Annotated in this window: 10 protein-coding genes; 8 read left to right on the forward strand and 2 right to left on the reverse strand. The window is 70.8% G+C overall.

Annotation, left to right across the window (positions count from 1 at the left end):
- Positions 1-476: 476 nt before the first annotated feature.
- Positions 477-1,196: an aggregation-promoting factor C-terminal-like domain-containing protein gene (locus ABEA87_RS00930; protein WP_345625107.1), complete on the forward strand. Its 720-nt coding sequence runs from the start codon at positions 477-479 to the stop codon at positions 1,194-1,196.
- Between the two features lie 37 nt (positions 1,197-1,233).
- On the opposite strand, the gene ABEA87_RS00935 is transcribed toward ABEA87_RS00930, so the two are convergent.
- On the reverse strand, positions 1,234-3,234 hold the full coding sequence (locus ABEA87_RS00935; RefSeq protein WP_345625109.1) for a SpoIIE family protein phosphatase: 2,001 nt from the start codon (positions 3,232-3,234) through the stop codon (positions 1,234-1,236).
- A 229-nt stretch (positions 3,235-3,463) separates the two neighbouring features.
- Between ABEA87_RS00935 and ABEA87_RS00940 the strand changes: the two genes are divergently transcribed.
- Both ABEA87_RS00940 and ABEA87_RS00945 read left to right on the forward strand, forming a co-directional pair.
- Entirely contained in the window at positions 3,464-7,858 is a 4,395-nt protein-coding gene (locus ABEA87_RS00940) for a HAMP domain-containing protein (protein ID WP_345625111.1), read from the forward strand.
- A gap of 2 nt (positions 7,859-7,860) precedes the next feature.
- Positions 7,861-8,400, forward strand: coding sequence for a response regulator (locus ABEA87_RS00945; RefSeq protein ID WP_345625718.1), 540 nt, complete (start codon positions 7,861-7,863; stop codon positions 8,398-8,400).
- Between the two features lie 78 nt (positions 8,401-8,478).
- Here the strand turns inward: ABEA87_RS00945 and ABEA87_RS00950 are convergent, their stop codons facing one another.
- Positions 8,479-8,796 (reverse strand): STAS domain-containing protein, encoded by a 318-nt coding sequence (locus ABEA87_RS00950; RefSeq protein WP_345625113.1) that lies wholly within the window; start codon positions 8,794-8,796, stop codon positions 8,479-8,481.
- A 99-nt stretch (positions 8,797-8,895) separates the two neighbouring features.
- Here ABEA87_RS00950 and hemL point away from each other — a divergent pair, with 99 nt between their 5' ends.
- From hemL to resB, 5 genes are read left to right on the forward strand one after another with little or no spacing between them, the layout of a single operon-like run.
- Entirely contained in the window at positions 8,896-10,287 is a 1,392-nt protein-coding gene (gene hemL / locus ABEA87_RS00955) for a glutamate-1-semialdehyde 2,1-aminomutase (protein ID WP_345625115.1), read from the forward strand.
- Positions 10,284-10,928 carry a histidine phosphatase family protein gene (locus ABEA87_RS00960; protein ID WP_345625116.1) on the forward strand — a complete coding sequence of 215 codons (645 nt, stop codon included), beginning with the start codon at positions 10,284-10,286 and terminating at the stop codon, positions 10,926-10,928. Before hemL ends, ABEA87_RS00960 begins: the two co-directional genes overlap by 4 nt.
- Positions 10,928-11,506 (forward strand): TlpA family protein disulfide reductase, encoded by a 579-nt coding sequence (locus ABEA87_RS00965; RefSeq protein WP_345625118.1) that lies wholly within the window; start codon positions 10,928-10,930, stop codon positions 11,504-11,506. Before ABEA87_RS00960 ends, ABEA87_RS00965 begins: the two co-directional genes overlap by 1 nt.
- A complete protein-coding gene (locus ABEA87_RS00970) occupies positions 11,507-12,307 on the forward strand; it encodes a cytochrome c biogenesis CcdA family protein (RefSeq protein WP_345625120.1) in 801 nt (266 codons plus the stop codon).
- Positions 12,307-13,938, forward strand: a complete 1,632-nt coding sequence (gene resB, locus ABEA87_RS00975) for a cytochrome c biogenesis protein ResB (protein ID WP_345625122.1) — start codon at positions 12,307-12,309, stop codon at positions 13,936-13,938. Before ABEA87_RS00970 ends, resB begins: the two co-directional genes overlap by 1 nt.
- Positions 13,939-13,940 lie beyond the last annotated feature (2 nt).

Genomic DNA, 13,940 nt, shown 5'->3' on the forward strand with positions numbered 1-13,940 from the left:
GGCCCCTCGGCCGGTCCGCCGCCCGGGTGCCCTAGCCCCACCGCGCCGGGCCTCGATTCGACCTGTGCCGCCTCGTCACTGTCGGTAACTTTCTCCGGCGATCGGCCGTGTCGGCCGTCGCCGTGCGCCCTTTTGCCCCAAGCCGGCCCGCGGGCCGGCGCCGCAGCCCGTCCGTGATCGACCGCGATCTTCTGAATAGGCCGTTGAGCTGCTCGTATCTCCGGGCTTGGCGCCCGGTGCGCCGGCGCTTCCGGTATGAGAAGCCGCCTGAGGGTCCCGCGCTCACCGCCTCGGCCTGTCGTTCATTTCCGATAAATCGGGCTGACGGCGTCGCTGCCTGATCATCGACTATCGATGGTGAGATGTTTCACGATGACTGTGGGTGGCCTTGAAACGGCGTGCGAGATCACGGCAGGGTAACGCCTCGGCGTGTCGTTCTCGCGCGCCGCGACCTACCCCCCGGGAGGGAGCCGGCCATGCCCGCCGACGATCTGCAGCCTGTCCGCCATCGAAGGATGGGGCCGATCCGCCGCCTGCTGGGCCGCCGCCCGCTGGTCATCGGCAGCGCGGGCGCCGCCGTCCTTGTCGCCGCGGGCATCGGCCTGACGTTCCACGACGGTGCCGGTCAGCCCGCCTCGGCACCCCCGGTGGTGAGCCTGGCCGACCGCGCCGGCGGCAACCAGGTGTCCCGCGACCTGGCCCGCGTCGACCCCGCGTCGCAGTCGCCATCGCCCTCGGCCTCGCCCTCGCCCTCGCCGTCGTTCTCCCCGTCCCCCAGCCCGTCGCCGTCGCCGACCCACGCCGCCGCGCCGCGTACCCATGCCCCGGTGCCCACCAGGGCCGCGACGACCAAGGCGACGACCAAGGCCGCCACGCCGGCCGGCTGCGGCGACTACTCCGGCAACCAGCTGATCGCCTGCCAGCTGCTGCCCTCGTTCGGCTTCTCGACCAGCGAGATGCCGGCCCTGGTGCAGATGTGGGACCGGGAGAGCGGCTGGAACCCGACGGCGGAGAACCCCAGCTCGGGGGCGTACGGCATCCCCCAGGCGCTGCCCGGCGACAAGATGGCCAGCGTGGCCTCGGACTGGCAGACCGACGCGGCCACGCAGATCAAGTGGGGCCTGGGCTACATCAAGGACCAGTACGGCACGCCGTCGGACGCATGGGCGTTCTGGCAGGCCAACGGCTGGTACTAGGCGTCCTGGGCGGCCGGGCCGCCAGAGTCGGTAAGGGTCAGGGCAGCAGGTCGTTGCGCAGGGCCAGGATCGCGATGTCGTCGCGGGGCGGCTCGGCCGAGAAGCCCAGCGCGGCGGCGCGCAGCCGGGCCGCCACCACCTCGGCCTCGTACCCGGCCAGCTCGGCGGCGGCCGCCCGCAGCCGGTCGATGCCGAACAGCTCGCTGCCCCGGCGCCGCTCGGTCACCCCGTCGGTGAAGAAGATCATTGTGTCGCCGGGGGCCAGCTCGATCATGGTGCTGGGGGTGCGTACCCGCTCCAGCAGGCCCAGCGCCGTGCCCGGGGTGCCCACGAACGTGGCCTCCCCCTCGCTGCGCAGCAGCACCGGGCGGTCGTGCCCGGCCAGGTGCAGGGTCACCTGCAGCCGGTGGTTCGGGCCCGGGGCCAGCGCGGCCATGGCCAGCGTGCAGTAGCGCCCGCTGCCCCGGTCGACCAGCGTGTCGTTGATCCGGTCGAGCATCTCGGGCAGCGGCCGACCGTCCCGGATCAGCACCCGGATCACGTCCCGTACCAGGCCGGTCACGGTCGCCGCCTGGACTCCCTTGCCGGATACGTCGCCGATGACCACCAGCCACCGGCCGTCCGGCATGGGTACCACGTCGTAGAAGTCGCCGCCGACGTCGGCGTCGCGCTGGGTCGGCACGTACTCCGCGCCCAGACCTATCCCGTTGACGATCGGCAGCGCGGGCGGCAGCAGCGACTGCTGCAGAGTCTGCGCGACCCGGCGTCGCTCGGCGTGGATCCGGGCGTTGTCCAGGGCCAGGGCGGCACGGCGGGCCAGGTCCTCGACGATCGCCACCTCCTCCGGCTCCTGCCGCCGGTCCAGGTGCCGGCCGACCGCGAGCGCGCCGATCCGGCCGCCCCGGGCGATCAGGGGGACCGCCAGCCCCTCCACCGGCGCGGTGAGCGGGACCTGCATGCCGCCGCGGATGGCCTCGCGCAGCCTGGCCGGAACGCTGTCCGGGCCGGTCTGGCTCAGCTCCGCGAGCAGGCCGGGCAGGGCTGCCTCGTCGGCGTGGGCGGCCGCGGCGTACACCGGCTCGCCCCACTCGTCCACGCCGTACACCGCGGTCCACTGGCCGAGCCTGGGCACGACGAGCCGGGGGATCAGCGCCATGGTCAGCTCGACGTCCAGCGACTGGGCCAGCAACTCGCTGGCCTCGGCCAGGAACGTCAGCCACGCCTGCCGGCGCAGGTCGGTGTGGCGCAGCCGGTCGTTCTCCAGCGCCAGGCCCAGCCGCTCGGCGGTCAGCCTGGCCAGCGGCTCCGCGTATGGGCCCGGCGTGGACGGAGTGATCAGTGCCAGCTCGCCCCGCCACGGCCAGGACACGGCCACCTTGGTCCGGATGTCGCCGGCGTCGGCGGGGAAGGCCAGCCCGTACTCGGCGAACGGCAGCATGCCCCGCCCGTCGGCCTGATCCAGCCGCACCGCGCCGCCGGTCGCACCCGTGGCGGCGCACAGCCGGCCGAGCAGGTGCGTGGCGACCTGGGCGAGGGTGCCGGGTTCCGCGTCGGGCAGGTCGACGCCGACCAGCGCGGCCAGGGCGGCCGCGCTCGGCGCCTCGCCCGAGGCCGGCGCCCGGTCACTCTCCGCCTGGGGGGCTTTTCCATCCAGACCGGGACGCATCAGCCGAAACCAGACGCCCTTGCTCTTGCCCTGGTGCGTGGTGCCCCAGCTGGCCGAGAAGTGGTCGACGAGCAGCAGGCCCCGTCCGCGCTCGGTGAGTTCATCGCTCAGCGGCGCCATGGCCGCGTTCCCGGTGCCGTAGTCGGTCACCGTGACGGTCAGCCCGTCGGCGTCGGCGATGACCTCCAGATCGATGTCCGTGCCGGCGTGCTGGACGCCGTTGGTGGACAGCTCGGTGGTCAGCAGCAGCGCCTCGTCGAGCAGGATTGGCAGGTCAGCCTCGTCGAGGACGGCGCGGACGACGGCTCGGGCGGCCGCCGGCGTGCGGCTGTCGGCTGGGAGTCGTATCCGGCGAGTAACGCTGGCTGCCACGCATAGCAGTGTCCACCGAAAGGCGCATTCAGGCCAACTCACTCCGCATCAGTCGTGAAGCATTAGGGGCTTGGGGTCCCCCCATCGCTCACGGGGTGGTGACCTTCACTCATCCGGCTACCGGTGTGCGGCGGTAGTCGCCCTGGTGTCCCCCGGTCGTGGGTCGCAATTCGGACCTGAGCGGGCCATGATGGGTGCGGTCACGCCGCCCGCGACTGTGAGGAGTGACATGACTACGGTGGACAGGTCCCCGGCCAGGCTGGAGGGCGATGCCGCCCTGCTGACCGCGCTGGCCGACGCGCTGCAGCGGGTTCGCGACGGTGACTTCAAGGTACGAATGCCGCGCCGAACCGGCGCCGCGGGCGAGGTGGCGGACCGCTTCAACGAAGTCATGGCCCTGCTCGAACGGCGCAACCGGGAGCTTCTGCGCATCGGCCGGGTGGTCGGGCGCGACGGCCGAATGACCGAGCGGGTCGACGAGGAGCACTTCGACGGCGCGTGGGCGGACGGGGTCCGGGCGGTCAACAGCCTGATCGACGACCTGGGCCGGCCGACCACGGAGATCGCCCGGGTGATCGTGGCGGTGGCCGAGGGCGACCTGTCCCAGCACATGGCCAACGAGATCGACGGCCGGCCGCTGCGCGGCGAGTTCCTGCGCATCGGGCGCGCGGTCAACACCATGGTCGACCAGCTTTCCAGCTTCGCCGACGAGGTGACCAGGGTGTCCCGGGACGTGGGTACCGAGGGCAAGCTGGGCGGCCAGGCCGACGTGCGCGGGGTCTCCGGCACCTGGCGCGACCTGACCGACAACGTGAACATCATGGCCTCCAACCTGACCGACCAGGTGCGGTCGATCGCGCAGGTGACGACCGCGATAGCGCACGGCGATCTGTCCCGGAAGATCACGGTTTCGGCCAAGGGTGAGGTCGCCGAGCTGGCCGACACCATCAACTCGCTCACCGACACCCTCCGGCTGTTCGCCGAGGAGGTCACCCGGGTGGCCCGCGAGGTGGGTACCGAGGGCAAGCTGGGCGGTCAGGCGGAGGTACCGGGGGTCGCCGGTACCTGGAAGGACCTCACCGACAACGTCAACTCGATGGCCTCGAACCTGACCAGTCAGGTGCGCAACATCTCCCAGGTGTCGACCGCCGTGGCCCGGGGCGACCTGAGCCAGAAGATCACGGTCGCCGCGCAGGGCGAGATCCTTGAGCTCAAGGACACCGTGAACACGATGGTGGATCAGCTGTCGTCGTTCGCGGACGAGGTGACCCGGGTGGCCCGCGAGGTGGGTACCGAGGGCAAGTTGGGCGGTCAGGCGCAGGTGCGCGGGGTCTCGGGTACCTGGCGGGACCTCACCGAGAGCGTCAACCAGCTGGCCTCGAACCTGACCAGCCAGGTGCGCAACATCGCGCAGGTGACCACGGCGGTGGCGCGGGGCGACCTGAGCCAGAAGATCACGGTGGATGCCCGGGGCGAGATCCTGGAGCTGAAGTCGACGGTGAACACGATGGTGGATCAGCTGTCGTCGTTCGCGGACGAGGTGACCCGGGTGTCCCGAGAGGTCGGCACCGAGGGCAACCTGGGCGGTCAGGCGCAGGTACGCGGGGTCGCCGGCACCTGGCGCAACCTCACCGACAACGTGAACTACATGGCCTCCAACCTCACGGCCCAGGTGCGCAACATCGCTCAGGTGTCGGCCGCGGTAGCGCGGGGCGACCTGAGCCAGAAGATCACGGTGGATGCCCGGGGCGAGATCCTGGAGCTGAAGTCGACGGTGAACACGATGGTGGATCAGCTGTCGTCGTTCGCGGACGAGGTGACCCGGGTGGCCCGCGAGGTGGGTACCGAGGGCAAGCTCGGCGGTCAGGCGCAGGTACGCGGGGTCGCCGGTACCTGGCGGGACCTGACCGACAACGTCAACCAGCTCGCCGCCAACCTGACCAGCCAGGTGCGCAACATCGCGCAGGTGACCACGGCGGTGGCGCGGGGCGACCTGAGCCAGAAGATCACGGTTGACGCGCAGGGCGAGATCCTGCAGTTGAAGTCGACGGTGAACACGATGGTGGATCAGCTGTCGTCGTTCGCGGACGAGGTGACCCGGGTGGCCCGCGAGGTGGGTACCGAGGGCAAGTTGGGCGGTCAGGCGCAGGTCAAGGGCGTCGAGGGCACCTGGCGGGACCTGACCGACAACGTCAACTCGATGGCCTCCAACCTGACCAGTCAGGTGCGCAACATCGCCCAGGTGACCACGGCCGTGGCGCGGGGCGACCTGAGCCAGAAGATCACGGTCGACGCGCAGGGCGAGATCCTGGAGCTGAAGTCGACGGTGAACACCATGGTCGACCAGCTCTCCAGCTTCGCCGACGAACTGACCCGGGTCGGCCGGGAGGTCGGCATCGAGGGCAAGCTGGGCGGTCAGGCACAGGTCAAGGGCGTCGCCGGCACCTGGCGGGACCTCACCGAGAATGTGAACCAGCTGGCCTCCACGCTCACCACCCAGCTGCGCGCCATCTCGCAGGTGTCGACCGCGGTGACCCGGGGCGACCTGACCCAGCGGATCGCGGTCGAGGCGCAGGGCGAGGTGCTGGAGCTCAAGGACAACATCAACCAGATGATCGTGACGCTCCGCGAGACCACCAAGAAGAACGCGGAGCAGGGCTGGCTCGACTCCAACCTGGCCCGCATCGGTGGGCTGCTGCAGGGCCAGCGCGACCTGGTCGAGGTCGGTCGCATGATCATGAATGAGGTCACCCCGCTGGTCGACGGCCAGCTGGGCGCCTTCTTTTTGGCCCGGCACGATGACGGTGCGATCCGGCTCGGGCTGACCGCGTCCTACGGGTACGTTGCGCCGGAGACCGATGTGGTGTTCGCACCGGGTGAGGGCCTGGTCGGGCAGGCGGCCGTGTCCCGCCGGATCATCCGGGTGGGTGCCCCGTCGGGCCGCCGGCTGACCATCCGGTCCGGCCTCGCCGAGACGGCGCCGACCGACCTCATCGTGTTGCCGGTGCTGTTCGAGGGCGAGCTGCTCGGCGTGATCGAGTTCGCCTCGGTACGCACCTTCTCCGAGCTGCACCTGTCCTTCCTGGAGCGGTTGGTGGCCGCGATCGGGGTGGCGCTCAACACCATCCAGGCCAACCGGCGCACCGAGGAACTGCTCTCGCAGTCGCAGCGGCTGGCGCACGAGATGCAGGACCAGTCCGCCGAGCTGCAGCGCACCAACGCCGAGCTCGAGGACAAGACCACCGTGCTGTCCGAGCAGAACGTGAACATCGAGACCAAGAACCGGGAGATCGAGCTGGCCCGGCTGGGGCTGGAGGAGAAGGCACAGCAGCTCGCCCAGGCCTCCCAGTACAAGTCCGAGTTCCTCGCCAACATGAGCCACGAGCTGCGCACCCCGCTCAACTCGCTGCTGCTGCTGGCCCGGCTGCTGGCCGACAACTCCGAGCACAACCTGAGCCCCAAGCAGATCGAGTTCGCCCGGACCATCCACAGCGCGGGATCCGACCTGCTCTCGCTGATCGACGACATCCTCGACCTGGCCAAGATCGAGGCCGGTCGGATGGACGTCGAGCCGGCCGAGGTACGCCTCGCCGACGTGCGCGGCTACGTGCAACAGGCGTACGCGCCGCAGGCCGAGGAGAAGGCGCTGCGGCTGGCCGTGGAGCTGGCCCCGGACGTGCCGCCGGTGATCGTCACCGATCCGCAGAAGCTCCAGCAGATCCTGCGCAACCTGCTGTCCAACGCCTTGAAGTTCACCGACACCGGCTCGGTGACGCTGCGCATCGCTACGGCCCAGCCCGGCGCGAGCGTCGACGCACCGGCCCTGCGCACCGCCCGCAACGTCATCGGGTTCACCGTGACCGACACCGGCATCGGCATCTCCGACGACAAGCTGTCGCTCATCTTCGAGGCGTTCCAGCAGGCCGACGGCACGACCAGCCGCAAGTACGGCGGCACGGGCCTGGGGCTGTCCATCAGCCGGGACCTCGCCCAGCTGATCGGCGGCGGGATCGCGGTGTCCTCCTCGCCCGGCACGGGCTCCAGCTTCACGCTGTACCTGCCCGACGTGCTCCTGCCGGACACGGTGGTGACCATGACCCCGCCCCCGGTGGTGGCCCCGGGCCGCTCCGGGCCGGCCATCCTGCGCTCGGCGGCGACCAACGCCGCCCCGGCCCGGATCGCCACGCAGGCGGCCCACCAGCTCGACGGCGCGACCGTACTCATCGTGGACGACGACGTGCGCAACGTGTTCGCCCTTACCAGCGCCCTCGAACTGCACGGCATGACGGTGCTGTACGCGGACAACGGCGCGGACGGCATCCGGCTGCTCACCGAGCATCCCCGGGTGCACATCGTGCTGATGGACGCGATGATGCCCGACCAGGACGGGTACGAGACCACGCGGCAGATCCGCCGCAACCGCAACTTCGCGGATCTGCCGGTGGTCTTCCTCACCGCGAAGGCGATGCCCGGCGACCGCGAGTCGGCACTGTCCGCGGGCGCCAGCGACTACATTACGAAGCCGGTCGATCTCGACGAGTTGCTTGAGCTGATGGCGTCATGGGTATCAGGGAAGAACTCGTGGCCGGACGGTTCCGACGGCAAGGAGGGCTGGGCGCAATGACGATGGGCGGGCGGATGGACGGGGCGCCGGCGAAGGCGCTGCTGGTCGACGACCGACGGGACAATCTGATCGCGCTCGAGGCAATCCTGCAGGGGCTTCCGGTGGTACCGGTGGCGGTGGAGAGCGGCGAGGCGGCGCTCAAGCAGCTGCTGATCGACGACTTCGCGGTGATCCTGCTCGACGCGCAGATGCCCGAGATGGACGGCTTTGAGACGGCCAGCCACATCAAGCAGCGCGAGCGCACCCGGCACGTGCCCATCATCTTCCTGACCGCGGCCGATCGGGACGCCCAGCTGGCCCTGCGCGGGTACGCGGCTGGGGCGGTGGACTACCTGACCAAGCCGTTCGACCCGTGGGTGCTGCGCGCCAAGGTGTCGGTGTTCGTCGAGCTGTGGACCAAGACCCGGCAGTTGGAGGCGCAGGCGGAGGCCGCCCGGCAGTTCCGGTCGCTGACCACCGCCGTGGACGACGCGGTGGCGGTGCTGCGCTCGGGCGAGGACCCGGATCGGGCGCTGGAGATCCTGGAGAGCGCCCGGGGCTGAGCCGGGCGCCAGCTGGCCGATCACGGGCCCGAGCCGATCATGGGCCCAGCCGATCGCGGGCCTGGCCGGTCGCGGGACCTAGTGGATCATCAGGGCCGGGCGCAGCCCGGTGATGTCCAGTACCCGCAGCAGGAAGTCGCCGACCTGGGTGAGCACGAGGCAACTCTGTGCCATGGTCGCCTTGCGGGACAGCACCACGAGCGTGCCGAGGCCCTGGGAGTCACAGAACGTGACGCCGGCCATGTCCAGCACCACTCGGGGCGGCGCGTCGACGAACAGTTCGGTGATCGTGCTGGACAGCTTGGGTGCGGTGGACATGTCGATCTCGCCGACGAGGCTCACAACCGCCTCTGACGGCTCGGTTCGGACCGAGATGGACAACTCCGGACGCTCCACCAGGTAAGCCTATCGTGGGCCGGGGCATCCGGCAGCGCGGCCGAAAGTCACCGGCCCCCCTGCGGTCAATATGTAGCGTGCTGACATAATGACCGGGCCGTGACCGAGACTTTCCGTACCCCGCAGGCCGCCGAGGCATCGGCGCCGTCCTCCGGCGCCTCCTACTCCTCGACGGCGCTTCCCACCTACCCGTACGAGGCTCCGGCCTCGCAGGCGCTGTTCGATCGGGCGAGTGAGGTGGTACCGGGCGGGGTCAACTCGCCGGTGCGGGCCTTCCGCGCGGTCGGCGGCACACCCCGGTTCATGGTCAGCGGCGAGGGCTGCTGGCTGACCGACGCGGACGGCCGGCGCTACGTCGACCTGGTCTGCTCATGGGGCCCGCTGATCCTGGGCCACGCGCACCCCGCCGTGATCGACGCGGTGCGCGCCGCCGCATCCCGGGGAACCAGCTTCGGCACCCCGACCCCGGGCGAGGTCGACCTGGCCGAGGAGCTGGTCGCGCGTACCGCCGCCGACGAGGTTCGCCTGGTCAACTCCGGTACCGAGGCGACGATGTCGGCGATCCGGCTGGCCCGCGGGTACACGGGGCGGACCCGGATCGTGAAGTTCGCCGGCTGCTACCACGGCCACGTGGACGCGCTGCTGGTCTCGGCCGGCTCCGGGGTGGCCACGCTCGGCCTGCCGGACACTCCGGGGGTGACCGGGGCGTCCGCCGCCGAGACCATCGTGCTGCGCTACAACGACATCGAGGCGGTCGAGGCGGCCTTCGCCGAGCAGGGCGACCAGATCGCGGCGGTGATCACCGAGGCGGCGGCCGGCAACATGGGAGTGGTGGCTCCGCATCCGGGCTTCAACGCCGCGCTCGCCCGGATCGCTCACCAGTACGGCGCGCTGCTCATCGTCGACGAGGTGATGACCGGCTTCCGGGTGTCCCGGCAGGGCTGGCACGGGCTGGAGCCGGTCGACGCCGACCTGTGGACCTTCGGCAAGGTGATGGGTGGCGGGCTGCCGGCCGCGGCGTTCGGTGGACGGCGGGAAATCATGGGGCGGCTGGCCCCGGCCGGCCCGGTCTACCAGGCCGGCACGCTGTCCGGTAACCCGCTCGCCTGCGCCGCCGGATTGACCACGCTGCGGCTGGCCACCCCCGAGGTGTACGCGACGCTGGACGCCACCTCCGCGACGATCCGGGACCTGGCCACCGCCGCGCTTCGGCGCGCGGGCGTACCGCACCGCCTGTCGACCGCCGGCAACATGTTCTCGATCTTCTTTACCGACATCGAGGTGTCCAACTACCTCGACGCGCAGACCCAGGACGTGGCGGCCTTCCGCGCCTTCTTCCACGCCATGCTCTCGGCCGGCGTGTACCTGCCACCCAGCCCGTACGAGGCGTGGTTCGTCTCGACCGCGATCGACGACGAGGCGCTGGAGCGCGTCAGCGCGGCCCTGCCCGTCGCCGCGGCCGCGGCCGCCTCCGGGAGGACCGCGACATGAAGACCATCGTCCACGTGCTGCGTCACGGTGAGGTGTTCAACCCCGCGAAGGTCCTCTACGGGCGGCTGCCCGGGTACCGGCTGTCCGAACTCGGCGTGCAGATGGCCAAGGCCGCGGCCGAGTCGCTGGCCGGGCACGACATCACCCACCTGGTCGCCAGTCCGCTGGAGCGCGCCCAGCAGACCGCCGAGCCGTTCGCCTCGCAGTTCGGCCTGAAGATCGAGACCGACGAGCGGCTGATCGAGGCCGCCAACGTGTTCGAGGGCAAGCGGGTGTCGGTCGGCGACGGCGCGCTGCGCGACCCGCGCAACTGGTGGGCGCTGCGCGACCCGTTCATGCCGTCCTGGGGCGAGCCGTACCGGCAGTTGGCCGTGCGGATGCGGGAGGCGCTGGAGGCGGCCCGGATCGCCGGGGCCGGGCACGAGGCGGTCTGTGTCTCCCACCAGCTGCCGATCTGGACGCTGCGCATGAGCATGGAGGGCAAGCGGCTGTGGCACGACCCACGCCGCCGCCAGTGCGCCCTGGCCAGCCTGACCAGCTTCCACTTCGAGGACGACCGGCTGACCGGCATCCAGTACGCCGAGCCGGCCGCCCACCTGATCGTGAAGTCACCGTCCGCCCGCACCGCCAAGGGGGCCTGATGCGTCGCATTCTGCTCGGAGTCGCAGCGGCGGTCGCCGCGCTCACCGTCGTCTCCGGCTGCTCCACCGGTTCGAACGCGGTCAGCCAGACCGCCGGGGACAGCGACCGGTACGTCGCGGGGGACGGCAAGACCATCGTGTACCCGGCCGCCGAGCGCAAGGCTGCGCCGAAGCTCACCGGTGACACCGTGGACGGTGGCACCTACAACCTCGCCGCGCACAAGGGCCAGGTTGTCGTGTTGAACTTCTGGGCATCGTGGTGCGCGCCGTGCCGGCTGGAGGCGTCCGGGCTGGAGGCGACCTACAAGGCGACCGAGAACAGCGGGGTCACCTTTCTCGGCGTGAACAGCCGGGACGAGAAGGACGCGGCCAAGTCGTTCGAGTCCGATCACAGCAGCTACCCGAGCCTGTTCGACCCGAACGGCCGGGTCCCGCTGGACTTCTCCGACGTGCCGACCGCGCTGCCCTGCACGCTGATCATCGACCGTACCGGCAAGGTGGCGGTGGTCATCCGCAATTCGGTGACCCAGTCGTCGCTGACCCCGCTGGTCAACCAGATCGCGGCTGAGAAGGCATAGATGGGCGAGTCGTTCGCGAACATCGCCAGCAGCGGCCCGCTGCTGCTGGCGATAGGTGTCGCGGCGCTCGCCGGACTTGTGAGTTTCCTGTCGCCCTGCGTGCTACCTCTGGTGCCGGGCTACGTCTCGTACGTGACCGGGATGGCCGGCGCCGAGCTGGACGCCGCCCTGGGCACCGACCCGCTCGGCCGACCGGTGCCCCGCTCCGGCCGGGCCGCCGCGGTTCGCGGCCGGATCGTGCTCGGCACTCTGCTGTTCATCGCCGGCTTCACGGTGGTCTTCACCCTCGCGGGGGTGCTGGTCGCGCGGGCCGGGCACACGCTGCTGGTGCACCAGCGGGCCGAGGAGGTCGTGGTCGGCGCGGTGACCGTGGTGCTCGGCTTCGCGTTCATGGGCTTCATCCCGGGCCTCCAGCGTGATCTTCGGGTACACCGGCTGCCGGCGGCCGGGCTGGCCAGCGCGCCGGTGCTCGGCGCGGTGTTCGGGCTGGGCTGGAGCCCGTGCCTGGGCCCGACCCTGGGTGCGGTGCTGGCGATGGCCGGGTACGGCGGCCAGTCCGGCCGGGCGGTCACCCTCACCGTCGCGTACTGCCTGGGCCTGGGCATCCCGTTCCTCGCCTTCGGGCTGGGACTGCGCCGGCTGCTCGGCGTGTTCTCCACGGTGCGCCGGCACAGCCGGTGGGTGACCCGGATCGGCGGGGGCCTGTTGGTGCTGGTCGGGCTCGCGCTGCTGACCGGCGTCTGGACCGAATTCATCGACTGGCTGCGCGCGACCGCCGGCCCCGGCACGACGGGCATCTGATGGCGACGCTGGACGAACTGACCACCGAGGCGCCGCCCGAGCCGCCCCGGCCGGGCATCGGCCCCGGGCGCCGGCTGATCGGCATGTTCCGCCGGCCGTGGCGCTGGCTGACCAGCATGCGCACCGCGTTGATCCTGCTCTTCCTGCTGGCGCTCGCGGCCATCCCCGGTTCGCTGCTGCCGCAGCGCAACCTGAACGTCGACAAGGTCAACACATACCTGGCCCAGCACAGGATCCTGGGTCCGCTGCTGGATCACCTGTGGGCGTACAACGTGTTCGCCTCGCCGTGGTTCTCCGCGATCTACCTGCTGCTGTTCGTCTCGCTGATCGGCTGCCTGATCCCGCGGCTGCGCGCGCACATCGCGGCGGTGCTGCGGGTACCGCCGGAGGCGCCCGCCCGGCTCGAGCGGCTGCCGGTACACGCCGAGGACATCGAGGTGCCAGGCGGCGGCGAGCCGGCCGCGGTGGCCGCCCGCCTGCACGACCTGCTCCGCCAGCGCCGGTTCCGGGTCAAGGTGCGCGAGCAGGCGGACGGCGGGATCACGGTCAGCGCCGAGAAGGGCCACCTCAAGGAGACCGGGAACATCCTGTTCCACTTCTCCCTGCTGGCCATCCTGGTCGCGGTGGCGCTCGGGTCCTGGTGGGGGTACCACGCCGACCGGCTCGTGGTGCAGGGCGCCGACCAGGGCTTCTGTAACACCCTGCAGCAGTTCGACGACTACGGGCTGGGCGCCCGGGTGAACCCGGCCAGCCTGGAGCCGGTCTGCCTCGACATGACCGGCTTCGACGCCCAGTACCTGTCCAACGGCGAGCCCAGCGTCTACAAGGCGTTCGTCAACTACACGATCGGTGACGGCGCGGCCAAGTCGGCGACCATCCAGGTCAACCACCCGCTGCGCCTGGATCACGCCCGGATCTACCTGCTCGGCACCGGGTACGCCCCGGTGGTCAAGTACACCGACAAGTACGGGCACTCGCAGACCCAGGTGGCCCCGTTCCTGTCGACCGACGCGATGCAGACCAGCACCGGCGTGATCGAGTTCCCGGACGCGAACGTGCCGGCGACCGGGGTCGACCCGAGCCACAAGCAGCAGGTCGCGTTCAGCGGCGTCTTCCTGCCGACCCTGCCCTCCGACCCGTCGGTGGGCGCCTCCGCCTTCCCTGCCGAGCGCAACCCGGCCCTGATGCTCACCGAGTACGAGGGCGACCTGGGCCTCGACGCCGGCATTCCCAGCTCCGTGTACAGCCTCGACCAGCACCAGATCGACACCGGTAGGCTGAAGCCGGTCGGCAAGCAGGTCATGCTGAAACCCGGTCAGACCACGACCCTCAGCGACGGTGGCACTCTCCAGTTCATCGGCACCCGGCCGTGGGCCACCATGCAGGTGCGCTACGACCCGGGCGAGACCCTGGTGCTGATCGGCGCCGTGTGCCTGCTGCTCGGTCTGATCGTCATGCTGCTCGGCAAGCGGCTGCGGGTCTGGTTCCGGGTACCGCCCGAGGGGCCGGTGAGCGCCGGTGCGCTGGCGCGCAGCCTGTACCCCGGATTCAAGGCGGAATTCGAGTCCATAGTGAAAGATGCGAAAGATGCCCGGACCGCTGCTGAGCGGTCCACGCTGAGAGGATCATAGGT

The organism is Rugosimonospora acidiphila (assembly GCF_039543385.1).
In the GTDB taxonomy this organism is placed as follows: domain Bacteria; phylum Actinomycetota; class Actinomycetes; order Mycobacteriales; family Micromonosporaceae; genus Rugosimonospora; species Rugosimonospora acidiphila.